The organism is Gluconacetobacter takamatsuzukensis, from assembly GCF_014174275.1.
GTDB lineage: Bacteria > Pseudomonadota > Alphaproteobacteria > Acetobacterales > Acetobacteraceae > Gluconacetobacter > Gluconacetobacter takamatsuzukensis.
This window is the reverse complement of the sequence record NZ_JABEQK010000002.1, coordinates 196,933-219,812: the sequence shown is the minus strand read 5'-3', so window position 1 is coordinate 219,812 and position 22,880 is coordinate 196,933. Positions and strand designations below refer to the sequence as shown.

Annotated in this window: 18 protein-coding genes and 1 pseudogene; 9 read left to right on the top strand and 10 right to left on the bottom strand. The window is 68.5% G+C overall.

The annotated features are described in order from the left end of the window. Positions 1-59: 59 nt before the first annotated feature. Together HLH27_RS03335 and tldD are read right to left on the bottom strand one after the other, a co-directional pair. A complete protein-coding gene (locus tag HLH27_RS03335) occupies positions 60-656 on the bottom strand; it encodes a hypothetical protein (RefSeq protein ID WP_182947772.1) in 597 nt (198 codons plus the stop codon). Between the two features lie 42 nt (positions 657-698). Further along, on the bottom strand, positions 699-2,159 hold the full coding sequence (gene tldD / locus HLH27_RS03330) for a metalloprotease TldD (protein ID WP_182947769.1): 1,461 nt from the start codon (positions 2,157-2,159) through the stop codon (positions 699-701). Positions 2,160-2,443: 284 nt separating this feature from the next. Here tldD and treA point away from each other — a divergent pair. Beyond that, positions 2,444-4,045: pseudogene (gene treA, locus HLH27_RS03325) on the top strand (alpha,alpha-trehalase TreA); the annotation flags it as partial. Positions 4,046-4,237: 192 nt separating this feature from the next. Here treA and HLH27_RS16995 read toward each other — a convergent pair. Continuing rightward, complete coding sequence (locus HLH27_RS16995; RefSeq protein WP_408870783.1) at positions 4,238-5,230, bottom strand: COX15/CtaA family protein; 993 nt, start codon at positions 5,228-5,230, stop codon at positions 4,238-4,240. A 284-nt stretch (positions 5,231-5,514) separates the two neighbouring features. On the opposite strand from HLH27_RS16995, the gene HLH27_RS03320 reads away from it, so the two are divergent. From HLH27_RS03320 to HLH27_RS03305, 4 genes are all read left to right on the top strand, one after another. Beyond that, complete coding sequence (locus HLH27_RS03320; protein WP_246375402.1) at positions 5,515-6,219, top strand: TVP38/TMEM64 family protein; 705 nt, start codon at positions 5,515-5,517, stop codon at positions 6,217-6,219. 177 nt (positions 6,220-6,396) lie between these two features. Next, on the top strand, positions 6,397-7,725 hold the full coding sequence (locus HLH27_RS03315) for a multidrug effflux MFS transporter (RefSeq protein WP_182947765.1): 1,329 nt from the start codon (positions 6,397-6,399) through the stop codon (positions 7,723-7,725). Between the two features lie 150 nt (positions 7,726-7,875). Continuing rightward, positions 7,876-8,406 carry an adenine phosphoribosyltransferase gene (locus HLH27_RS03310; RefSeq protein WP_182947764.1) on the top strand — a complete coding sequence of 177 codons (531 nt, stop codon included), beginning with the start codon at positions 7,876-7,878 and terminating at the stop codon, positions 8,404-8,406. 236 nt (positions 8,407-8,642) lie between these two features. After that, a complete protein-coding gene (locus HLH27_RS03305; protein ID WP_182947763.1) occupies positions 8,643-10,871 on the top strand; it encodes an FUSC family protein in 2,229 nt (742 codons plus the stop codon). A gap of 182 nt (positions 10,872-11,053) precedes the next feature. Here the strand turns inward: HLH27_RS03305 and accC are convergent, their stop codons facing one another. From accC to aroQ, 3 genes are read right to left on the bottom strand one after another with little or no spacing between them, the layout of a single operon-like run. Further along, positions 11,054-12,397: an acetyl-CoA carboxylase biotin carboxylase subunit gene (accC, locus tag HLH27_RS03300; RefSeq protein ID WP_182947762.1), complete on the bottom strand. Its 1,344-nt coding sequence runs from the start codon at positions 12,395-12,397 to the stop codon at positions 11,054-11,056. Continuing rightward, positions 12,397-12,846, bottom strand: a complete 450-nt coding sequence (locus HLH27_RS03295; protein WP_182947760.1) for an acetyl-CoA carboxylase biotin carboxyl carrier protein — start codon at positions 12,844-12,846, stop codon at positions 12,397-12,399. The genes accC and HLH27_RS03295 overlap by 1 nt, the downstream gene beginning before the upstream one ends. Beyond that, positions 12,843-13,301: a type II 3-dehydroquinate dehydratase gene (gene aroQ / locus HLH27_RS03290; RefSeq protein ID WP_182947759.1), complete on the bottom strand. Its 459-nt coding sequence runs from the start codon at positions 13,299-13,301 to the stop codon at positions 12,843-12,845. The genes HLH27_RS03295 and aroQ overlap by 4 nt, the downstream gene beginning before the upstream one ends. 318 nt (positions 13,302-13,619) lie before the next feature. Here aroQ and HLH27_RS03285 point away from each other — a divergent pair, with 318 nt between their 5' ends. Further along, on the top strand, positions 13,620-14,276 hold the full coding sequence (locus tag HLH27_RS03285; protein WP_246375401.1) for a septal ring lytic transglycosylase RlpA family protein: 657 nt from the start codon (positions 13,620-13,622) through the stop codon (positions 14,274-14,276). A gap of 129 nt (positions 14,277-14,405) precedes the next feature. Here the strand turns inward: HLH27_RS03285 and HLH27_RS03280 are convergent, their stop codons facing one another. After that, entirely contained in the window at positions 14,406-15,332 is a 927-nt protein-coding gene (locus HLH27_RS03280) for a YihY/virulence factor BrkB family protein (RefSeq protein WP_408870776.1), read from the bottom strand. A gap of 318 nt (positions 15,333-15,650) precedes the next feature. Between HLH27_RS03280 and HLH27_RS03275 the strand changes: the two genes are divergently transcribed. Then, positions 15,651-16,781 carry a type III PLP-dependent enzyme gene (locus HLH27_RS03275; protein WP_182947756.1) on the top strand — a complete coding sequence of 377 codons (1,131 nt, stop codon included), beginning with the start codon at positions 15,651-15,653 and terminating at the stop codon, positions 16,779-16,781. Between the two features lie 296 nt (positions 16,782-17,077). Beyond that, on the top strand, positions 17,078-17,320 hold the full coding sequence (locus tag HLH27_RS03270) for a hypothetical protein (protein WP_182947754.1): 243 nt from the start codon (positions 17,078-17,080) through the stop codon (positions 17,318-17,320). A 50-nt stretch (positions 17,321-17,370) separates the two neighbouring features. Here HLH27_RS03270 and HLH27_RS03265 read toward each other — a convergent pair whose 3' ends face one another. From HLH27_RS03265 to ccmA, 3 genes are read right to left on the bottom strand one after another with little or no spacing between them, the layout of a single operon-like run. Continuing rightward, positions 17,371-18,588 (bottom strand): acyltransferase family protein, encoded by a 1,218-nt coding sequence (locus tag HLH27_RS03265; protein WP_338029827.1) that lies wholly within the window; start codon positions 18,586-18,588, stop codon positions 17,371-17,373. 15 nt (positions 18,589-18,603) lie between these two features. Further along, positions 18,604-19,284 carry a heme exporter protein CcmB gene (ccmB, locus tag HLH27_RS03260; protein WP_182947752.1) on the bottom strand — a complete coding sequence of 227 codons (681 nt, stop codon included), beginning with the start codon at positions 19,282-19,284 and terminating at the stop codon, positions 18,604-18,606. After that, on the bottom strand, positions 19,281-19,952 hold the full coding sequence (gene ccmA / locus HLH27_RS03255; protein ID WP_408870782.1) for a heme ABC exporter ATP-binding protein CcmA: 672 nt from the start codon (positions 19,950-19,952) through the stop codon (positions 19,281-19,283). The genes ccmB and ccmA overlap by 4 nt, the downstream gene beginning before the upstream one ends. 221 nt (positions 19,953-20,173) lie before the next feature. Here ccmA and acnA point away from each other — a divergent pair, with 221 nt between their 5' ends. Continuing rightward, positions 20,174-22,867, top strand: coding sequence for an aconitate hydratase AcnA (gene acnA, locus HLH27_RS03250; protein WP_182947750.1), 2,694 nt, complete (start codon positions 20,174-20,176; stop codon positions 22,865-22,867). Positions 22,868-22,880: the final 13 nt, after the last annotated feature.

The window sequence follows — 22,880 nt, the reverse complement described above, 5'->3', positions numbered from 1 at the left end:
CGGCTTCTTGCGGACTCTCTTGAAGGATCACGCGTCAATACCCGAAGGAGGCTGCGTTCTCAGAGCGCCTGCCCGGCCCGGTGGTCGTGCCAGGACAGGACGGCGACGGGTGCCACGATGGCCAGATATTCGATCAGGACCAGGCCCATCAGGATCCGCCGACCCAGGTCGAGCCCGTCGATGGTAGAGGCGGTCGTCACGTCGAGGGCGACCAGCATCAGGCCGGCGCAGGCGAGCGCGGCGGCGGTGAGGGACGCGGCCAACCAGCATTGTGCGACGATGCGGCGTTCGACCCCGGTGCGGTCTTCGGCCGGTTTGCGCAGGATCGGGTGGCGCGACCGGAAACTGGTGAGGGTGCCGAGCGAGAGGAAGATGGGGGCCCAGACGAGGCTCGTCGCCCAGTTGTGGGCGTGGCCCAGGACCTGCCACAGGGCGAGGAGGGTCATGATCGTGCACACCGTCAGCACGATCCACAGTTTCGGCGCCAGGCGGGGCGGCCGGGACTGGGGATCGATGGGGGCGACATCGAGCCCCATGCGCCGCAGGGGCGCGGTCAGGAACAGGGCGCCGCGATCGAGTGCTGCGGTCAGGCGGGCATTGGTGCGGGCGAGGGAGGAGGGATAGGGCATGGATTCGTCCTGCCGGTTCTCCGCCATCGCCGCTTCCCCCTGTTTCGTCCGCGTTTCCTGTGCCGGTGCCTATTTACCGGTGCCGCCGACCGTGAGGCCGGTCATCTTCAGGGTCGGCTGGCCGACGCCGACCGGCACGCCCTGCCCACTTTTACCGCAAGTGCCGATGCCGGGGTCAAGCGCCATGTCGCCGCCGATCATGGACACCTTGGTCATCGCGTCGGCGCCGTTGCCGATGAGGGTGGCGCCGCGCACAGGTGCCGTGACCTTGCCGTCTTCGATCAGATAGGCTTCCGAGGCCGCGAAGACGAACTTGCCCGAGGTGATGTCGACCTGGCCGCCGCCGAAATTGACCGCGTAGAGGCCGCGCCGGGTGGAGCGGATCATCTCCTCGGTCGTGGCGGTGCCGCCCAGCATGATGGTGTTGGTCATGCGCGGCATCGGGGCGTGGGCGTAGGATTGGCGCCTGCCGTTGCCGGTGGGGCGCACGCCCATCAGCCGCGCGTTCATCCGGTCCTGCAGGTAGCCGGTCAGGATGCCGTCCTCGATCAGCACGGTGCGGCCCGAGGGCGTGCCCTCGTCGTCAACCGTCAGGCTGCCGCGCCGTTCGGGCAGGGTGCCGTCATCGACCACCGTGACGCCGGGGGCGGCCACGCGCTGGCCCATCAGCCCGGCGAAGGCGGAGGTGCCCTTGCGGTTGAAATCGCCTTCCAGCCCGTGGCCCACGGCCTCGTGCAGCAGGATGCCCGGCCAGCCCGCGCCCAGCACGACTTCCATCTCGCCCGCCGGGGCGGGTACGGCGTCGAGATTGACCAGGGCCATGCGCAGGGCTTCGTCGACCGCGCCCTTCCACACCGCCTCGTCCAGCAGGCGGGTGTAGGCGTAGCGGCCGCCCATGCCGTGGCCGCCGCTCTCGCGCCGACCGTCGCGCTCGACCACCACCGAGACGTTGAGCCGCACCAGCGGGCGGAGGTCGGCGACGCGGGTGCCATCGCCGCGGACGATCTGCACCGCCTGCCATTCCGCCGCCAGCGAGGCGGACACCTGTACCACGCGCGGGTCGCGGGCGCGGGCGTAGGTATCGAGCGCCGAGAGAAGGGCGGCGCGGGAGGCGAAATCGGTGTCACCCAGGGGGTTGGCGTCGCCGTACAGGCGCTGGTTGGTGGCCTGCGGGGCGGCCGCCATGGTGCCGGAGCGGCCGGCGCGGACCTGCGTCACCGTGTCGACCGCGCGTTTCAGGGCCGATTCGCTCAGCTCGTCGGAATGGGCGAAGCCGGTTTCCTCGCCCAGGATCGCGCGCAGGCCGAAGCCGGACGAGGTGTCGAAGGTGGCGGAGCGGATGACCCCGTCATCGAGCGAGATGAACTCGCTCTCGCGATATTCCAGGAACAGTTCGCCGTCGTCCATGCCGTCCAGCGTGCGGCGGACCAGGGCCTCGGTCCCCGAGCGGTCGAGCGTGGCGCCCGCGCGGTCGAAGAACAGCCGGTCTGTCGCCGTCAGCGGATTCAGGATCTGGTCGGTGAGGGTCATCGGGGGCGGACTCCGGACGGTGCGCGGGAACGGGGGCTGGGGGTGCCAGGCCCTGCGGCGATTCATAATCGTATTCCGATGTGGGACGAAAGCGGGCGCTTGACCAGTGGCGCCGTCTTCCGTCCGGCAGATGAACTTCGTGCCATCCGGGTCGTTTTTCTTATGCGCCTTCGGCACCGCAGGGCATTCTGTCCCGCCAACACGCTGAACGAACGAGGATTTCCCGCCTGGTGACGCTAGATCTTCCGGTGCGACGCGCCGTCAGGCCCGGTCGCGGTTCCACCATGCCCCATTCTTCCCGCCGCGCGGGGTCGCGCGGGGTCGTGCTGCTGGCTGCCTGGCTGGCGCTGCCCGGCTTGCCGCCGGCGATGGCGGAGGTGCCGGTGGCGGCGCCCGCGCCGGCAGCGGCGCCTGTATCGGCGCCCGCTGCATCGGTCCCCGACCTGCTGCCGCCTTCGATCGCGCTGGATGGGCTGTTTGCCGCCATTTCCGCCGCCCATATCTTCGCCGATGCCAAGACGGCGGCCGATGCCGTGCCCGACCGGGCGCCCGGCGACCTGCTGGCGACGTACGAGCAGGCGAAGGGGCAGTCGGGGTTCGACCTCAACAGTTTCGTGGCCCAGCATTTCTCGGTGCCGCAGCAGCGGCTGGTGTCCTATCGCCGGCATCAGGACGAGAGCGTGCGCGAATATATCGACGGGATGTGGGACGTGCTGAGCCGGCCGCCGGACCGGCCCCCGGCCTATGCGTCGCTGCTGCCGCTGCCCGAGGCCTATGTCGTGCCGGGCGGGCGGTTCCGCGAGCTTTATTACTGGGATTCCTATTTCACGCTGATCGGGCTGTCGGAGACCGGGCGGTTCGACCTGCTGCGCGGCACGGTGCGGGACATCGCCTCGCTGATCGACGGGTACGGGCATATGCCCAATGGCAGCCGTACCTATTATCTGAGCCGGTCCGAGCCGCCGTTCTTCGCGCTGATGGTCGACCTGCTGGCGCGGCATGACGGGCCGCAGACCTATGTGACGTTCCTGCCGGAATTGCAGCGCGAATACGCGTACTGGATGGAGGGGGAAGACGGGCTGGCGCCCGGCACCGCGCATCGCCGGGTCGTGCGGCTGGCGGACGGCACGGTGATGAACCGCCACTGGGACGACCGGGACACGCCGCGCGACGAGAGCTATCCGCAGGATATCGCCACGGCCGCGGCCTCCGACCGGCCGGCCGCCGAAATTTATCGCAACCTGCGCGCCGGGGCGGAAAGCGGGTGGGATTATTCCTCGCGCTGGCTGGCCGACGGCCATACGCTGACCACCATCCATACCGTCGACCTGCTGCCGGTGGACCTGAACAGCCTGATCGCGCATCTGCAACAGACGCTGGCCCATGCCTATGAGGTGCGGGGCGACCAGGCGCAGGCGCAGCATTATGCGCAGCTTGCGACCGAGCGGATCGCGGCCATCCGCCGCGTGTCGTGGGACCCGGCGCAGGGGGCGTTCTTCGATTACGACTGGACGAAGCGGGCGCTGTCGCCGGTGCTGTCGACGGCGACGCTGGTGCCGCTGTTCCTGGAGGTGGCGACGCCCGACCAGGCGCGGATGGTGGCGGCGACGGTCCGGGCCCGGCTGTTGCGGGCCGGGGGGCTGGTCACGACCGAGCTGGCCACCGGCCAGCAATGGGATGCGCCGAACGGCTGGGCGCCCGAGGAATGGATGGCCATCATGGGGCTGGCCCGCTACGGCGAGGACGAGCTGGCGCGCGAGATCGCCGCGCGGTGGATGGCGCGGGTGGTCACGACCTATCAGCAATCGGGCGTGCTGCTGGAGAAATACGACGTGGTGAACCCGTCGATCAGCCCCATGGGCGGGGCGGGGGGCGGCGAATATCCGATGCAGATCGGGTTCGGCTGGACCAACGGCACGCTACTGGGGCTGATGAACCGCTATCCGGCGGCCACGCCGCCCTCGGTGGCGCCGTCGGCCGTTAATCCACCCCCGGCTGCGGCCGGGCCGGCCGTGCCGCCGCCGGCCGCCGGGTCGCCTGCCGCGCCGGTGCCTGTTGCGCCGCCTGTCGTGCCGGCGTCAGACGCGGCCGACGCCGCGAAGCCGGTGCAGGGCCACGATGGCGACGGTCAGCAAAACGGCGCCCCAGGTCTGGTGCACGGTGCCGGCCCAGGCGGGCACGACCAGCAGCAGGGTGGTGACGCCCAGGGCGTACTGGATCAGAACCGCCCAGCCCAGTAGCATCAGGATGCTTTGCGCCGGCTTGCCCAACTGGGGCGTGCGCAGGCCGCTGAGCACCGTGGCGCCGATGACCAGCGCGGTGACGGTGGCCAGCAGCCGGTGGTCGAACTGGACGGCGGGGATGTTGGCGAACCAGTTCATCCAGAACGGCGAGAGCTTGGCGTAGCCCTGCGGGACCAGGTGCCCTTCCATCAGCGGGAAGGTGTTGTAGGCGAAGCCCGCATGGGTGCCAGCGGTAAAGCCGCCGGCGATGATGGTGATGCCGATCAGGATGGTGGCGCACCAGACCAGGCGCCTTGTCCGTACCGCCGCCGCCGTGCCGGGAATGAAGGGGGGGACCGGCGTGCGGACCGACAGCGCCGTCCAGAGGATGGCGATATACAGCGCGAAGGCGCAGCACAGATGCAGCACCAGCCGCACCGGCTCGACCGCCGTGCTGTTCTGGTCGAAGCCCGAGGCGACCATGAACCAGCCCACCGCCCCTTGCAGCCCGCCCAGCACGAAGAACAGCAGCAGCCGCGCGATCAGCCCGCGCGTCAGCGCGCCCGTGACCGCGAACCAGATCAGGGGCAGCAGCAGCACCAGCCCGATCAGCCGGCCCCAGAACCGGTGGGTCCATTCCGCCCAGAAGATCTGTTGGAAGCCCGCCAGCCCGAACCCGTCATGCAGGATCTTGTATTGCGGGATGGTCTGGTAGAGCGCGAACTGGCGTTCCCACTCCGCATGGGACAGGGGCGGGATCATGCCCGTGACCGGCCGCCAGTCCATGATCGACAGGCCCGAGCCCGTCAGGCGCGTATAGCCGCCCAGCGCGATCATGCCGATGAGCATGAAACAGATCACGAACAGCCACGTGGAGATGCGCGCCCGGTTGCGGAGCGTGACGGACGAGGCTCCGGCGCGGCGGGCGGCGGATTGCGGGATGGTATGTACGGACATGAGGTGGATTTAGACCCGCCTTGCCGCCGGTCGCAAGCGGATGCTAGTGCATGGCCCGGCCCCCGGCTGCCGGGGCGTGCTTCTCCCCGTCATGCCATGAATGATTCCAGCATCGGACCTGACGCCGTGGCCCCTTTCCTTCCCTGTTTCGCGCCCTGTTTCGTGCGGTGTGCGGGTTGAGCGACGGCGCGGTTGCCCGGCCTGCGCGCGCCGGCGGGCTGGCGGTGCTGGCGCGGCCGGCGCTGATGGTGGCCGCCTGCCTGCTGGCGGGGCTGGCCCTGCGCTATGCGCCCGGGCTGCGTGGGGTGCTGGGCGATACCGCGCTGCTGCGCGGCGGCGTGTCGGGGCGGCTGGTCTTTCTGCTGGCGGGCTCGGCGATCTGTGCCGTGGGGCTGCCGCGCCAATTGGTCTGCTTTGCCGCCGGGGTGGCGTATGGCGCGCCCGAGGGCATCGTGATGGCCAGCCTGGCCACGCTGGCGGGGGCCGTCAGCGGGTTCGGCTGGGCGCGCGGCGTGGGGCGGGCGAGCGTGCGGCGGCGGCTGGGCGGGCGGCTGGCCCGGCTGGACGGGTTCGTCACCGCGCATCCGTTTTCCGCCATCCTGACCATGCGGCTGCTGCCTGTGGGCTCGGCGCTGATGCTGAACCTGCTGGCCGGGGTTTCGGGGGCGGGGTTCGGGCCGTTCGTGCTGGCGACGCTGCTGGGCAGCCTGCCGCAGACGGTGGTCTTCGTGCTGCTGGGGGGGGGCGCGCGGATCGGCCACGGGTGGCAGGTGGTGCTGGCGGGGCTGCTGTTCGCGGCCTCGGCCGGGCTGGGCCTGTGGCTGGCGCGGCGCATGGCGGCGCGGGAGGGGGATGCGGGAAATGCCCCCGACATGCCGTGAAAGGGCCATCTTGCGGCCCTGTTCCGCCCGCCTGATGTCGGGGAGGGGCGGCGTCGCCGACGCTGTTGCGCGTATGCACCGCGTCAGGCGAAATGCAGCCTTACAGTATTTATATGATGAAAAACGGTGACACGCTGAGATAGTAGGTCCCGACGATCTCTATATGGAGTGCCGCCGATGGCGCCATCCGCGATAGCCGCGAGATCCGACGATGCCCCTGCCACCGCCTCCGCTTCCCGGCCCATGAACTGGATCGCCATCCTGCTCGGGTTTCTGACGGCTGTGGGGCCGGTATCGACGGATATCTACCTTCCCGCCTTCCCGGCGCTGGAAGCGTCGCTGCACGCCCCGGCGGGCTCGGCGGAAATGACCCTGGCGATCTGGTTCGTCGGCCTTGCCGTCGGGCAGATCACGATGGGGCCGTTGTCGGACCGGTTCGGGCGGCGCATGCCGATGCTGATCGGCACCCTGATCTATACGCTGGCCTCGGTCGGCTGCGCGCTGGCGGGCGATATCTGGACCTTTTCCAGCTTTCGGCTGCTGGCGTCGCTGGGGGCCTCGGCCAGCCTGGTGATTCCGAGTGCCTGCGTGCGCGATATCTCGTACGGCAACGAGGCCGCGCGCCTGATGTCGCGGCTGGTGCTGGTGATGGGCGTGGTGCCGGTGCTGGCGCCGACGCTGGGCGGCTTCGTGCTGTCCTTCACTACCTGGCGGTCGATCTTCTGGGCCTCGGCGGCCTATGGGCTGGTCTGTACCGCGCTGGTGGCGCGGGTGCTGCCCGAGACCCTGCCGGAGCGCGAGCGCAGCATCCTGTCGCCGCTTGCGCTGGCCAGCCGCTATGTGACGCTGGCGCGCGACCGGGGGTTCATCACCAATGCCATGATCGCCGGGTTCGGCTGCTTCATGTCGTTTACCTACCTGTCGGCCGCGCCGTCGGTCTTCATCCATCTGTTCGGCTTCACGCCCGCCGGGTTCGGCATGCTGTTCGGGGTGTTTGCCGTCTGCATGATCGGGGCTTCGCAGCTGAACGGGGTGCTGGTGGGGCGGATCGATGCCGGGCGTATCCTGGGCATGTCGGTGGGCACCGCGGTGCTGGGCACGGTGGGGATGCTGGTGGTGTCGGTCGTCATGGCCTTCGCGATCCGGGGCGGCGCGGTGCCGCACGGGCTGGGGCTGGTGCCGCTGATCCTGACGATGATGGTCGCGCTGGGCACGACCGGCATCATCGGGCCGAATGCCGCCGTGGGGGCGATGGCCGACCATCCGCGCCTGGCCGGCAGTGCCTCGGCCTTCATCGGCACGCTGCAATATGTGCTGGGTGCGATCGCCGGCGCGCTGGTGGGCATGCTGCCGCGCACCACGCCGGTGCCGATGGCCGGCGTGATGCTGCTGGGTGCCATCATCATGCTGCTGATGGTGCTGCTGCGGCCCGCGCGCCCGGTGGGCGATACCGACGCGGTGCACATGGACGGAGAGGCGCCGGGCGCCGCGCCGCTGGTCCATTGATGCGGCCACCCTTGACGCCGCTGCCGGGCTTGCGGGCGACGGTGGCGGCGCGCTAGCTACAGCACGGCGGTTTTTCCGGCCCGGACGGTGCGTCCGGGCCGGCTTTCGCCATGGAATTCGGTTTATTACGGGATGGATTTGGACACGGACATGACGACCGCCACGATGGACCTGAAGCAGCACATTCGCGGCATTCCGGATTTTCCGAAGCCGGGTATCCTGTTCTACGATATCTCCACCCTGATGCGGAACGCGGATGCGTGGCAGGTGGCGATGGGCCGGGTGACGCATGAGGTGGCCCCCTGGGCGCCGGACATGCTGGCCGCGATCGAATCGCGCGGGTTCCTGACCGCCGCCCCGCTGGCCAGCCGGCTGGGCTGCGGCCTGGTGATGCTGCGCAAGCCGGGCAAGCTGCCGGGCGCGACGGTGTCGCACTCCTACGAGCTGGAATATGGCAGCGACACGCTGCACATCCAGGCCGATGCCATCGTGCCCGGGCAGCGCGTCGTGGTGATGGATGACCTGCTGGCGACGGGCGGGACGCTCGCGGCCTCGATCGCGCTGCTGCGCAAGGTCGGCGCGAATGTCGTCGGTGCCTCGGTGCTGGTGGAACTGCGCGCGCTCGGCGGCCGGGCGCGGCTGGACGTGCCGGTCAAGGCCCTGGTCTCGTACGACGATTGACGATGCACCCGGCCGCCCCGCCGGCCGGAAGAACACGGTTTCATGACCTCTGTTATTCGGTTCACCGTGCTGTCCGTGGATGGCGCGGTGTTCTAAGAGTGATCTAATAAGGGGTTGTCCGGAAAGCCGGCCTGCCGGGCGCGCGTGCCGCGCGGGGTGGTTTTGCGGACAGTCTTCCATAGAGGGATGAAGCCACCGTCCGGCGGTGGGCGCGGTGCAGGAGCATGGATGCCGGGATGAAGAGCCGCGAGCCGTCGCTGACCCCTGATCTGGCCCGGCTACGCGATTTGTGGTCCCAGCTCTGGTCGGGGCTTCCCCGCCGGCAGGACCGCCTGCGCTGGCTTTACGCCCCCGACCTGCTGACATTCGGCTATGCGCTGCGGACCACGATCACCTCGCTGATCGCGCTGGGCATCGCCCTGTGGTGGGAGCTGGGCAGCCCGCAATGGGCCGCCCTGACCGTGTGGATGGTCGCGCAGGGCACGCGCGGCAAGAGCGTCGCCAAGGCGCGGTGGCATCTGTTCGGCATGGTCGTCGGCACGATCTTCGCCGTGGCGCTGGTGGCGGCGTGCCCGCAGCAGCCGCTTTTGTTCATCCTGCTGCTGGCGGTCGGGATCGGGCTGTTCTGCTTCGTGGGGACCCTGCTGCCCGGGCCCGCGACCATGACCAACTATCGCATCCACGGGATGCGGGCCAGCGGCTTTACCTACGCCATCATCGCGCTGGACGGCATTGCCGACCCGGAACATATCTTCCAGATCGCCATGGCGCGCGCGACCTATATCGTGCTGGGCATCGTGCTGGAAAGCTCGGTTTCCTCGCTGTTCCAGTTCCGGCTGGGCGAGCGGGCGCGCGACCGGCTGGCGCATAATTTCCTGACCGCCATCGACGGCGCCGCCCGCGCGCTGGCGGACCTGCTGGGGGGCGACGGGCTGGCCCTGACGCGGGCGCGGGGCGTATTTTCGACCATTACCTCGCTGAGCGACCAGATCGAGTTCGCCGAGGTCGAGATGGGCCGCCATCACGGGCACGAGGGCGACCATGCCCGCGCCGCGCTGGCGCGGGTGGCGGTGCTGCTGTCGCGCGGGCTGGACCTGTCGGCGCTGCTGCACATGCCCGGCCATGCGGAAGGCGACACGTTCAGCACCACCGCGCAATCGGTGCGGACCTTCCTGCTGGCCCTGCCCGCCCAATTGGAGGCCGGTGCCATCGAGCCCAGCCTGCTGCAACTGGCGGGACTGCGCGCCACCTGCCGCCAGGCGATCGCGGATTCGCTGGGGGCCGAGATGGGCAGCGACAGCCAGGCCCCGGTCGGCGAGGACGTGGCGCGGGGCCTGCAATGGCAGCGCATGCTGCATCATGCGCTCGATGCCATGCTGGAGGACCTGGAAGGGGCGATCACCCAGTTCGAAGCCAGCATGCGGCCCCTGCCGCACGACCATTTCCACTATCGCATCAAGACCTTCCGCGACTGGCGGCTGGCGGGGGCCAACAGCCTGCGGGCCTCGGTCACCATCTTCGGCGCCGGGGTGATCTGGATCACCACCGGCTGGTCGGTCGGGCTGCTGTTCCTGATGTTCGTCTCGATCGTGTGCAGCCTGTTCTCGACGCTGGAAAAGCCGGCGCTGGCGACGCAGGCCTTCCTGACCGGGGCCATGTGGGCGGTGGGCGTGTCGGCGGTGCTGGTGCTGTGGACGCTGGCCACGCCCTCGACCGTCGAGATCCTGTCCCTCTGCCTGACCCTGCCGATGCTGGCGGGCGGGCTGGCCTTTGCCTATCCCACCATCATCCTGGCCGCCGTGTCGTACAACCTGTTCCTGCCCATCCTGCTGGGGCCGGACAATCAGGGGCGGCTGGACGAGATCACGTTCTTCAACACCGCCATGCCGCTGATCCTGGCGCTATGGTATGCGATGTGGACGTTTCGGCTGGTCTTGCCGAACGATATCAATGCCATGCGCTGGCAGATGCGGACCGAGATCCTGAAGGGTCTGCGGCATGTCGCGCGGTCGCCCAGCCTGCCCACCACCATCTTCGTGGTCGAGCGGAACGTGGACCGTTTCGTGCGCCTGCTGACCAATGCCGGGGAGACGCCGGAGCCGGTGATCGATGCCTATCTGCAAGGCACGCTCTCGGCCATGACCATCGGCCTGAACATCATCCGCCTGCGCCGGATCCTGGCGCGGAACCTGCTGCCGGTTGCCGCTAGCCAGGTGATCGAGGCCATGATGGGCCGCATGGAACAGTTCAGCGGCCGCTATGGCGGCCATTACGGCCGGACCGCCCGCGCCGCCAAGCTGGCCAGCCAGCGGATCGCGGCCGAGGCCGGGCACGAGGCCAATCTGGGCGTGCGGATGGAGATGGACCGCGCGCTGGCCAGCCTGAACGTGATTTCCTACGAACTGGATACCAACCGGCTGTTCTTCGACGCGTCGAGCCCGTATCTGGATACGGCTTTGGGTTGAGGGGGCTTAATCAAGGGCTCTGCCCTTGACCCGCCAAAGGGCAGTCCCCTCCGTCGGCATTCCATCGGCCGTTCCGGCCGACGGAACCTTGGCCAACTCCGCCCTTTGGAAACCCAGTCGTTATCAAATAATTGGGGTGCAGGGCCTCGGGCCCTGCCGGGTCCAGGGCAGGGCCCTGGCCTTTAACCCTGCGCGGCGACGAAGCGTTCCAGCCAGTGGATGGTGTAATCGCCCTTCTGGAATTCGGGATCGTCGAGGATCTTGCGGTGCAGCGGGATCACCGTCTTGACGCCGTCGATCACGAATTCGTCCAGCGCGCGGCGCATCCGTGCGATCGCCTCGGCCCGGGTGGGGGCGTGGACGATCAGCTTGCCGATCATGCTGTCGTAATAGGGCGGCACGCGATAGCCCGCGTACAGCGCGCTGTCGATGCGCACGCCCAGGCCGCCGGGCGGGTGATAGACCGTCACCGTGCCGGGGGTGGGCATGAAGGTCGCCGGGTCCTCGGCATTGATGCGGCATTCGATGGCGTGGCCGTTGAACTGGATGTCCGGCTGGTCGTAGCCCAGCGGCTCGCCGGCGGCGATGCGGATCTGCTCGCGCACCAGGTCGACGTCGCACAGCATTTCCGTCACCGGATGTTCCACCTGCAGGCGGGTGTTCATCTCGATGAAGCAGAACTGGCCGTCCTGGTACAGGAATTCCAGCGTGCCGGCGTTGCGGTAGCCCAGCTTGCGCAGCGCCGCCGTGGCGGTGGCGCCGATCGCGTCGCGCTGCTCGGCCGTCAGGGCCGGGGAGCCGGCTTCTTCCAGCAGCTTCTGGTGGCGCCGCTGGAGCGAGCAGTCGCGCTCGCCGAAATGCACGACGTTGCCATGGGTGTCGGCCAGGATCTGCAGCTCGATATGCCGGGGCCGGTCCATGTATTTTTCGAGATAGACCTCGTCATTGCCGAACGCGGCGCGGGCCTCGGTGCGGGCGACGCTCCAGGCTTCGGCCAGGTCGTCGGCGGTCTGGGCGACCTTCATGCCGCGCCCGCCGCCGCCGGCGGCGGCCTTGATCAGCACCGGGTAGCCGACCTGTGCCGCGACCGCCCGGGCCTCGTCCAGGCTGGCCAGGGCGCCGTCGGAGCCCGGGACCAGCGGCACGCCGAGCGCGCGCATGGTCGTCTTGGCGGTGATCTTGTCGCCCATCATGCGGATGTGCTGGCCGGTCGGGCCGATGAAGGCCAGGCCGTGGGCCTCGACCGTCTCGGCGAAATCGGCGTTCTCGGACAGGAACCCGTAGCCCGGGTGGATCGCGTCGGCCCCGGTGATGGTCGCGGCCGACAGGATGGCGGCGACGTTGAGGTACGAGTCGCGGGAGGCCGGCGGGCCGATGCACACGGCTTCGTCGGCCAGGCGCACGTGCATGGCGTCGGCATCGGCCGTGGAATGGACGGCGACCGTACGGATCCCCATTTCGCGGCACGCGCGCAGGACCCGCAGGGCGATTTCGCCTCGATTGGCGATGAGGATCTTGGAAAACATTACTCTATGATGGCCAGGACTTCGCCGAATTCGACCGGATCGCCCGAGGCGACCAGCAGCTTCTTCAGCGTGCCGGCGCGGGGGGCCTTGATCTGGTTGAAGGTCTTCATCGCCTCGATCAGCATCAGGGTCTGGCCGGCGGTGACGCTCTGCCCTTCGGTGACGAAGGGGGGCGCGCTGGGGTCGGGCGTCAGGTAGGCCACGCCGACCATCGGGCTGGTGACGGCGCCCGGATGCTTGGCCGGGTCGGCCGGCGCCGCGGAGGCGGCCGGGACCGGGGCGGCGGCGAGCGGGGCCGCCGCGGGCACCGCATGGACCATGCCGGGCGCGGCGCGGGCAACGCGGATGCGGTTGTCCTTCTCCGCGATCTCGATCTCGGTCAGGCCGGTTTCGGTCAGAATTTCAGCCAATGCCCGAATGGCATCCGCGTCCACGAGCAGTCGGCTCATCGATCGTTCTCGTCCAGAATCATGTCGGTCATCGCCTGAAGCGCCATGGCATAGCCACGAACCCCCAGACCGCAGATGATTCCTGCGGCCGCACGGGAGCAATAGGTATGATGGCGGAATTCCTCGCGGCGGTGAATGTTGGAGATATGGACCTCGATCACCGGCAGCTCGACGGCCAGAAGCGCGTCGAGCAGGGCGATGGAGGTGTGGCCGTAGGCGGCCGGGTTGATAACGATCCCCTGCGCGCGGTTGCGGCATTCCTGCACCCACGACACCAGTTCGCCCTCGCCGTTGGTCTGGCGGAAATCGATGGCGACGTCCAGCCGCTCGGCGGCCTGGATACAGATCTGTTCCACGTCGTCCAGGGTCGCGCGACCATAGACTTCGGGTTGGCGCATTCCGAGCATGTTCAGGTTGGGCCCGTTCAGGACCGCGATCAGAGGGCGCTTTATCATCACAGGCGCCGTAGCACGACCTTCGGCCGGTTCCAAGAGAATGATCGCGGCCGCCCCGGCCGCCCTTGCGCCGGCCCGTGCGGGGGGTGCGGAGGGGCCGCAGTAATGAAGGCTGAAATTTGCCACAATTGACCGCGAAAACGTGAACCGGCACGGGAAAACCGGGGCGCGCCGACTCTATTCCGGCCGTCGCATCGGTATCGCGAGCGAAAAAACTGGACTCGGCGGTTGCGGGACTGCTCTATTGGCGCCCGATACTGGCCGACTGATCCGAAGAGGACTGAGAGCGCGTTGAAATTGCACCGGACAAGGCGAGGAATGCGAACGGGTGGGCAGGCGATGCTGTCGCTGCTCTGCCTCGTTTTCTTCGTGTCCGCCGCCTGCGCCCGTGAAGGGGCGGAGGGGGGGGATGCGGCGCCGGTCCGGGCGGCGCCCGCCGCGACGACCGATGTCCAGGCAACGGGTGCCGATGGCCGCCCCGTGACGGCCTGGGCGGCATCGGTCCGCGCGGCGCTGGCGCGGCGGTCGCACACGCTGGTGGTGGCCAGCCGGTCGGCCCTGGGATGGTCCGAGCAGGGTGTCGCGAGCTGGTATGGCCATATGCGCCATCCCCGCCATGAGGTGCGGCGCCGGACATCGTCGGGCACGACGTTCGACCCCAAGGCGCTGACGGCGGCGCATCCGACTTTGCCGATGGGGACGCGGGTGCTGGTGCGCTCGCAGGATACCGGGCGTTCGGTGGTGGTGACGGTGAATGATCGCGGCCCCTTCCTGGGCAGCCGGATCATCGACCTCTCGCCCGCCGCCGCGGCGCAACTGGGGATGCTCAGCGCCGGGACCGCCCATGTCGTGATCCAGACGGCGCCGACGACCGAAGTGGCGCAGGCCGAGGCCTCGGACAGCAGCGCCGATGCGATTGCCGCCGCCGGGCCGCATGCCGTGCGCCGCGTGGCGGCCGACACCCGCCGCCACTGAGTACCGAAGCACGGGAGGCCGCCGCCGGGCTGCCGCCGGCGGCGCTTTTGAACGACTGCCGATTGCGGGGCGCATTGGCCCCCGGGCCGTTGCCGGCCGTGGGGCGCAGTCTCTTCGCGCTTGGGCGGCTTATGGAGGGGGGGCGGAGCGCGTCTGCTCTTCCATCTCGGCTTCCAGCCCCGCGTTCAGCTCCGCGCCCAGCATGACGACATAGGCGGTCACGAAGAACCACATCATCGTCGCCGCCACCGCGCCCAGCGGGCCGTAGGTGGCGTTGTAGGGAGCGATGGTGCCGATATAGTACGACACGCCGACCGAGGTGACGATCCAGATCAGGGTCGCCGCGCAGGAGCCGGGCAGGACGCAGCGCCAGGGGGCGGCCGGGCGGTTGGGACCGAGCCGGTAGAGCAGGGTGCAGGCCACCAGCACGAACAGCAGCAGCAGCATCGGGCCGCCCATCTGCACCAGCAGTTCGATCGACCAGGGCGGCGGCGCCAGGCCGAGGCGGCCGGGGATGAAATTGATCATCACCGGCAGCGCCACCATGACCGCGAGCGTGAGCACCGCGCCGCAGATCGCGCACAGGGTCATGCCCAGCGCCACCATCTGGAAGCGGATGAAGCCCCGTGTCTCGGTCGTGCCGTAGGCGATGTTGACGGCGGCGATGATCGAGCGGGTGGCGGCCGAGGCCGACCACAGCGCGATGGTGGTCGAGATGATCAGGTTGAGCGTCAGCGACGAATGGGGCTCGGCCGCCAGCGTGTGGATGCGCTCGCCGATCAGGGTGAAGGCCGAGGGCGGCAGCAGGTGGCGCAGCAGGTCCAGCTGCGGTTCCACCGTGTCCGGGTCCAGCACCAGGCCGTAGATCGAGATCAGGGTGCTGATGGCGGGGAACAGGGACAGCGTCGCGTAGAACGCGCAGCCTGCCGCGGCCAGGGTGATCTGGTCCGAGGTCAGGTTGCGCAGGATGCGGCGCAGGACCGGGCGCCAGAGTTGCCACGGGTCGAGGGCCGCCTGGGCAAGATGCTCGGGTTTTTCGGGATGCAGGGCGATCAAGCTGGCTCCGTCGGTCGGGTGTGGGGCGACGGGCGCCCCAGGGTGGGCGGCCATCGCCCGGCGGGTTTGCACTACCTAACGAAAAAACATGCGTTGGGGACGATTTTTCTGTTGCGCCCCGGGTGCTTTGCCCCCATATGCGCTCTCCACGCAACAACGCACGTGCCACTGGCCCTCTGAGGTTACGCAACGACGTCAAGCGTTCTGGCAATTGGGGGCCCTTCGGGGCCCGGTTCTGGTCGCTGGTCCGTTAGACCGTTTCGCAACACCTGTCCGGCTCAAGTCCCGGATGGATTTCACAGAAGGGATTTGGGTGCGATGACTCCCAAAATCGCCCATTTTCTGGCCGAGCATGCTCCGGCCACGCCCTGCCTCGTCGTCGATGTCGACCGCGTCGAGGCGCGCTATCGGTCGCTGCACCATGTGCTGCCGCTGGCGCGCATCTATTATGCCGTGAAAGCCAATCCGGCGGAAGCGATTCTGCGCCGGCTGGTGTCGCTCGGCTCGGCCTTCGACGCCGCGTCGTGGGAAGAGATCCGCATGTGCCTCGATGCCGGGGCGCAGGCGCAGGACATCTCGTTCGGCAACACCGTCAAGAAGGTGTCGGCGATTGCCAGCGCCCATGCGGCCGGTGTGACGATGTATGCCTTCGACTGCATCGAGGAACTGGAGAAGCTGGCCCGTCATGCGCCGGGGTCGCGCGTCTATTGCCGCCTGATCGTCGAGAACGAGGGTGCGGAGTGGCCGCTGTCGCGCAAGTTCGGCACCACGCTGGACAGCGCGCGCGACCTGATGCTGCGCGCCCGCGAACTGGGGCTGGACCCGTACGGCCTGTCGTTCCATGTCGGCAGCCAGCAGACGACGACCGATGCGTACGAAGCCGCCATCGCGCGGGTGGGCATGCTGTTCACCGACCTGGCCGCGGCCGGGCTGAACCTGCGCATGGTCAATCTGGGCGGCGGCTTCCCGATCCGCTACCGCGAGGACGTGCCCGAGATCGACCGGTTCGCGCTGGCGATCAGCCATGCGATGACCGAGCATTTCGGCAACGACCTGCCGGAAATGATCGTCGAGCCCGGGCGCTTCATCGTCGGCGATGCCGGCGTGGTGTCGTCGGAGGTCGTGCTGGTGACGCGTCGCGGGCTGAAGGACGACACGCGCTGGGTGTATCTGGATATCGGCCGTTTCGGCGGCCTGGCCGAGACCGAGGGCGAGTCGATCCGCTACGGCATCCGCACGCCGCATGATGGCGGGCCCTCCGGCCGGGTGGCGATTGCCGGCCCGACCTGCGACGGCGCGGACATCATGTACGAAAAGGCGCCCTACGCCCTGCCGCTGGACCTGGAATCGGGCGACCGGATCGAGCTTCTGTCGACCGGGGCCTATGTCTCGACCTATTGCTCCACCCGGTTCAACGGCTTCGCGCCGCTGGCGGAGCATTATATCTGACGCGTTCGGGCGCTTCCCGTCGTCGGTATCCTGCGGAAACCCGTCGCCCCTGGCGACGGGTTTTTCGTTCAGGGGCCGGTGCCGGCCATAATAAAACCATCTTCGCGGGGTTATTTCCCCGTAGCAGCCGGGCCGATCCGAAAAGTCCGGCGGGCCTAAGCAGGACCGGAGAGGTCCTCTTTTGCATTTCCCGTTCCATGAAGCCGACGCACGGACGATTCATTTCCACCGGGGATGGCCGTCGGGGGGGCGTGCCGGGGTGTTTCCGTGACGGGACGGCTTGTGGATCATCATCAATGGTCGAGGCGGATATGCTGGATGGATCGCAGGGGCGTGTGGGGGAGAAGGTCAGTGCCCGGGCGACGGCGCATTCTCTTATTCTTGTCTATGGCGCGGGCGCGCGCGGCGCGACGATGCGCCATGTCGCCCGCTGCCTCGATGAGAACCTGCCCGACGAGGTCCTGTTCTGGCTGAAGGTCCGCAACCAGATCGACTGGCTTCTGCGCACCAGCCGGCGCGAGGGCGAGAGTGTCCAGTAGGCAGGCTGATCGGTGATCCGTATCGCGGCCTGCGTCCTGTGCCGCCGTCCTCATGTCCGGGTTTCCAAAGGGCGACTGCCCTTTGGCGGGGTCCGGGGCAGCGCCCCGGCCTGAAGCCACACCCGAAGCAGACGATTGGCCGGCGTCGATACCAGCGTATCGGTCCCCCACCCCAGCAGCCAGGACAGGATGAAGGCGGGCGGGAACCAGAGCCAGCCGGTGCGCATGTTGCTGCCGGAGAGGTGAAACAGGCCGACGAGCGGGAACACCACGAACATGTGGGTCAGGTAGATTTCGTAGCTCATGAAGCCGAAGGAGCGGAGCCACCCGGTGCCGCGCATCAGGCGGTGCTGCCCCCAGCCCCACTGGAAGGCAACCAGCATCAGGGCGCAGCCGAGCGTCAGTACCAGCATCGTCCAATTGCCCAGCACGCCCCAGAGGGCATTTTCCATCAGGAACACCGCCAGCAGTGCCGCGAGGCCGGAACAGCCCATGGCGATGACGATGCCGGGGCGTGGCGCCGGGCGGCCGGCGATGATCACCGCCGCGCAGACGCCGGCGGCGATGGCCGCGATCCCCGGCAGGTAGGCCTTTTCCTGCCAGACTTCCGGGGCATTGGCCAAGGCGTCGAGCGCGAAGGGAAGCGAGAGGGCCAGGAGCGCGAACAGGCCGGTGCGAAGCCGGGGGGCGCGGGCCAGGCCCAGGCAGATGAGGGGAAAGCCGAGATAGAAGAGTTCCTCGATCGACAGGGACCACAGCACGTCCCAGCCGCCCGGCAGGTAGCCTGTCCGCCCTTCGTACCAGTTGAGGTGCATGGTCAGGGCCGAGAAGATCGCGCCCGGAAGGGACTGGTCGGCGCGGGTGATGACGTAGTTGGGCACGCCCAGCAGGTCGAGCAGTGCCAGGACGCCGATCAGGACGAGCAGGCAGGGCGCGATGCGGGCCAGCCGCCGGGTATAGAAGGCGCGCGGATCGAGCGTGGACAGCGTGCCCCATCGCCGGATCGCATGGCCGGTGACGAGGAAGCCCGAGACGACGAAGAACAGGAAGACCGCCTCGGCGCCGAACCAGCTGAAGAGGCGCAGGACCGGCAGGGGGACGATTCCGGCGAGGCCGGTCTTCGCGAGCGGAATCCGCAGGGCCATGTGGTGCGACACGACCAGGATGATCGACGCGCCGCGCATGAGGTCGATCCCCGGATTGCGGCCGGCGAGCGTGCCGGTGCCCAAGGCAGCGGCGGTCGGGGAGCCGGTGGGTTCGCGCCTCACGCCCTGGCTGCCTGCTTATTCGACGGCGGCGCGCAGGCCGGCTCCGGCCGCGAGGGGGCAGAGGGGGAGGGCGGCGGCGAGGAAGGCGCCGAGCAGTTCGAGGTCCGGTGCCCAGGACAGGCCGGTCTGGGCGGCGTCGAGGGCCGCCGCGCCGAAGATCAGGGCCGGGGTGGCCAGGGGCAGCACCAGCAGGGGCAGCAGCACGCCGCCCCGGCGCGCGCCCAGCACGATCGAGGCCGCCATGCCGCCGATCAGCGACAGGACGGCGGTCCCCAGCGCCAGGCCGCCCAGCAGGATGGGCAGCACCGGCAGCGGCAGGCCGAGCATGATGGCCAGCGGGGCGGCGGCCACCAGCAGCGGCAGGCCGGTGGTCAGCCAGTGGGCGACCATCTTGGCCAGCGCCACCAGGGCCGGCGGCAGGCCGGACAGCATGAGCTGGTCCAGCGAGCCGTCTTCCAGTTCCGACCCGAACAGCCGGTCCAGCGGCAGCAGCGCGGCGAGCAAAGCGCAGACCCAGACGATGCCGGGGGCCATGCGGCGCAGCAATTCCGGCGAGGGACCGAGCGCGAGGGGAAACAGCGCGCCGGCGAGGATGAAGAACAGCACAGCCCCCAGCGTGTCGGCGCCGTGGCGCACCGCCAGCCGCAGGTCGCGCCCGATGACGGCCGCGAGCAGGGCGGGGATGGAGGCGTTCATGCCCAGGCCTCGCCGTCGCCTTCGACCGGGGTTTCCGTGGCGGCGCCCGGCAGGGCCAGGGTGCGCGCGTCGGGGAGGGGGAGGGGCACGTGGGTGGTTGCGATCACGATTCCACCAGCCTCGCGATGGGTGTGAAACAGGGCCTCCAGCAGGCCGATGGAGCGTGTATCCAGCCCCAGGCTGGGTTCGTCGAGCAGCCAGAGCGGGGCGCGGGCCAGCATCACGCGCGCCAGGGCGGCGCGGCGCTTCTGCCCGGCGGAGAGCATGCGGGCCGGCAGGTCGGCCAGGGGCAGAAGATCGAGTGCCTTCATGGCCTGTTCGGGGTTCGATCCGGCCGCGCGGGCGGGCAGGCCGAGATTCTCGCGCAGGGTCAGGCCGGGCTTCAGCGCGTCCTGGTGGCCCAGATAGGCCACCCGCCCGGCATGGGCCGTGCGGTCGGCCAGGGCGTCGGTCCCCGCCCAAAGGACATGGCCGCCTTCCGGTTTTCGCAATCCTGCGAGAACGCGGAGCAGGGTCGACTTTCCTGCGCCGTTCGGGCCGGTCAGCAGCAGGGCCTCGCCGGCGTCCAGGCACAGGCCAACCCCGTCGAGAACCAGTCTTTCCCCTCGGAAAACAGAGATATTTTCGACGTTCAGCAGGGGGCCGGCAGGGGGGTGGGGGGCAGGGATGGCGGTCGTCCTCGGCTTGTAGTCGGCGGCGGCGGCGGGACGGCGAAAGCATGTTCCCGCGTTCTTGTTACCGGGGCCAGCTTGTGTCGTCCCCGCGTCCGGGTATGTTCTACGACCGTTGGGAGATCAAGCCGGTTGTCCAGAGGGAACACACCGCCTTTATATGCGGGACACGTGCCCCAACTGGATAATCCGTTGCTGACGCCACGGAGGAAAAACCAATGAAGTCGGTTGGGCACGATTCAATCAAGACAGGCCGTACCCTGAATGTGGACGGCAAGACCTACCATTATTTCTCGATCCCGGAAGCCGAGAAGACAATCGGCGACGTAAAGCGCCTGCCGGTCAGCCTGAAGGTGCTGCTGGAAAACATCCTGCGCTTCGAAGACGGAAGATCGTACAGCGTCGACGATGCCAGGTCGATTGCCGGCTGGCTGCCGAAGGGCAGCAGCACCAAGGAAGTTCCTTTCAAACCCTCGCGCATCCTGATGCAGGACTTCACCGGCGTGCCTGCCGTGGTCGATCTGGCCGCGATGCGCGACGGTATCCTGAAGTTGAAGGGCGACCCGCAGAAGGTGAACCCGCTGGTGCCCGTCAACCTCGTCATCGATCACTCGGTGATGGTGGACGTGGCCGGCACGCCCGACGCCTTGCAGGACAACGTCACCATCGAGTTCGAGCGGAACGGCGAGCGTTATGCCTTCCTGCGCTGGGGCCAGGAAGCGTTCGAGAATTTCTCGGTCGTGCCGCCGGGCACGGGCATCTGCCATCAGGTGAACCTGGAATATATCGCCCAGGTCGCGTGGACGGCGGATGTGGGCGGCAAGAGCTATGTCTACCCCGACACGCTGTACGGCACCGACAGCCACACGACGATGGTCAACGGCCTGGGCGTGCTGGGCTGGGGCGTGGGCGGCATCGAGGCCGAGGCCGCGATGCTGGGCCAGCCGATCGCGATGCTGATCCCCGATGTCATCGGCTTCAAGCTGACGGGCAAGCTGCCCGAGGGCGCGACGGCGACCGACCTGGTGCTGACCGTGACCCAGATGCTGCGCAAGAAGGGCGTCGTCGGCAAGTTCGTCGAATTCTTCGGCCCCGCGCTGGATCACCTGCCGGTTGCCGACCGCGCGACGATTGCCAACATGGCCCCGGAATACGGCGCGACCTGCGGCTTCTTCCCGGTCGACCATCTGACGCTGGACTACCTGCGCCAGACCGGCCGTGACGAGCACCGCATCAAGCTGACGGAAGAGTATCTGAAGGCCCAGGGCATGTTCCGCACGGCGGAGACGCCGGAGCCGGTGTTTACCGACACGCTGGAGCTGGAACTGTCGACCGTCGTGCCGTCGCTGGCCGGCCCGAAGCGCCCGCAGGACCGCGTGACCCTGAAGGGCGCGAACATTGCGTTCGAGGGCGAACTGACCGGCTCGCTGGGCGTGCCCGCCGCCGACGCGCACAAGAAGGCCAAGGTGGCCGGCACGAACTACGAGATCGGCCACGGCGACGTGGTGATCGCGGCCATCACGTCCTGCACCAACACCTCCAACCCCGCGGTGCTGATCGCGGCCGGCCTGGTGGCGAAGAAGGCGCGTGCGCTCGGCCTGAAGCCGAAGCCGTGGGTGAAGACGTCGCTGGCCCCGGGCTCGCAGGTCGTTACCGACTATCTGAACCGTGCCGGCCTGACGGAAGAGCTGGACGCGATGGGCTTCAACACCGTCGGCTATGGCTGCACGACCTGCATCGGCAATTCCGGCCCGCTGGAGCCGCACATCGTCGACGCGATCGAAGGCAACAAGCTGGTCGCCGTGTCGGTGCTGTCGGGCAACCGCAACTTCGAAGGCCGTATCTCGCCCAACGTGCGCGCCAACTACCTGGCCAGCCCGCCGCTGGTGGTCGCCTACTCGCTGCTGGGCACGATGCGCGAGGACGTCACCACCGCGTCGCTCGGCACCTCCAAGGACGGCAAGCCGGTCTATCTGAAGGACATCTGGCCGACCAACAAGGAGATCGCGGACCTGATCGGCTCGTCGATCAACCGCGAGGAGTTCATCAAGCGCTACAGCCAGATCGGCAAGGGCACCAAGGAGTGGCAGGCCCTGAAGGTCGCGACCGGTTCGGAGACCTACAAGTGGGATCCGACCTCGACCTACGTGCAGGATCCGCCGTACTTCCAGGACATCACGCTGGAGCCCAAGCCGAAGGGTGACATCGTGGGGGCCCGCGTCCTGGCGCTGCTGGGCGACAACATCACCACCGACCATATCTCGCCGGCCGGCTCGATCAAGGAAAGCTCGCCCGCGGGCGTCTACCTGAAAGAGCATCAGGTCTCGCCGAAGGATTTCAACTCCTACGGTTCGCGTCGCGGCAACGACCGCATCATGGTCCGCGGCACCTTCGCGAACATCCGCATCAAGAACGAGATGCTGCCGGGCACCGAAGGGGGCCTGTCCAAGCACTTCCCCGACGGGAAGGAAGGCTCGATCTACGATGTCGCGATGGAATACAAGGCCGAGGGCGTGCCCCTGGTCGTGTTCGGCGGCAAGGAATACGGCATGGGTTCGTCGCGCGACTGGGCGGCGAAGGGCACCCTGCTGCTGGGCGTTCGCGCCGTGATCGCCGAGAGCTTCGAGCGCATCCATCGGTCCAACCTGGTCGGCATGGGCGTGCTGCCCCTGCTGTTCAAGGACGGCACGACGCGCAAGACGCTGAACCTGAAGGGTGACGAAATCATCGACATCAAGGGGCTGGAGACCATCACCCCCCGGATGACGATCGACATGGAAATCACCCGCGCCGATGGCACCAAGGAAACGGTGCCGCTGCTCTGCCGCGTCGATACGCTGGACGAGGTCGAGTATTACCGGCATGGTGGCATCCTGCAGTATGTGTTGCGTGGGATGACTGAAGCTGCCTGAACGGTCTCTTCTT

Bases quoted from the DNA above. Each gene is read 5' to 3' on its own strand.
- HLH27_RS03335 (WP_182947772.1), bottom strand. From the start codon at position 656: ATGGCGGAGAACCGGCAGGACGAATCCATGCCCTATCCCTCCTCCCTC.
- tldD (WP_182947769.1), bottom strand. From the start codon at position 2,159: ATGACCCTCACCGACCAGATCCTGAATCCGCTGACGGCGACAGACCGG.
- HLH27_RS16995 (WP_408870783.1), bottom strand. From the start codon at position 5,230: ATGCTCATCGGCATGATCGCGCTGGGCGGCTATACGCGCCTGACGGGC.
- HLH27_RS03315 (WP_182947765.1), top strand. From the start codon at position 6,397: ATGGCGCCATCCGCGATAGCCGCGAGATCCGACGATGCCCCTGCCACC.
- HLH27_RS03310 (WP_182947764.1), top strand. From the start codon at position 7,876: ATGACGACCGCCACGATGGACCTGAAGCAGCACATTCGCGGCATTCCG.
- HLH27_RS03305 (WP_182947763.1), top strand. From the start codon at position 8,643: ATGAAGAGCCGCGAGCCGTCGCTGACCCCTGATCTGGCCCGGCTACGC.
- accC (WP_182947762.1), bottom strand. From the start codon at position 12,397: ATGTTTTCCAAGATCCTCATCGCCAATCGAGGCGAAATCGCCCTGCGG.
- HLH27_RS03295 (WP_182947760.1), bottom strand. From the start codon at position 12,846: ATGAGCCGACTGCTCGTGGACGCGGATGCCATTCGGGCATTGGCTGAA.
- aroQ (WP_182947759.1), bottom strand. From the start codon at position 13,301: ATGATAAAGCGCCCTCTGATCGCGGTCCTGAACGGGCCCAACCTGAAC.
- HLH27_RS03285 (WP_246375401.1), top strand. From the start codon at position 13,620: ATGCGAACGGGTGGGCAGGCGATGCTGTCGCTGCTCTGCCTCGTTTTC.
- HLH27_RS03275 (WP_182947756.1), top strand. From the start codon at position 15,651: ATGACTCCCAAAATCGCCCATTTTCTGGCCGAGCATGCTCCGGCCACG.
- HLH27_RS03270 (WP_182947754.1), top strand. From the start codon at position 17,078: ATGGTCGAGGCGGATATGCTGGATGGATCGCAGGGGCGTGTGGGGGAG.
- ccmB (WP_182947752.1), bottom strand. From the start codon at position 19,284: ATGAACGCCTCCATCCCCGCCCTGCTCGCGGCCGTCATCGGGCGCGAC.
- acnA (WP_182947750.1), top strand. From the start codon at position 20,174: ATGAAGTCGGTTGGGCACGATTCAATCAAGACAGGCCGTACCCTGAAT.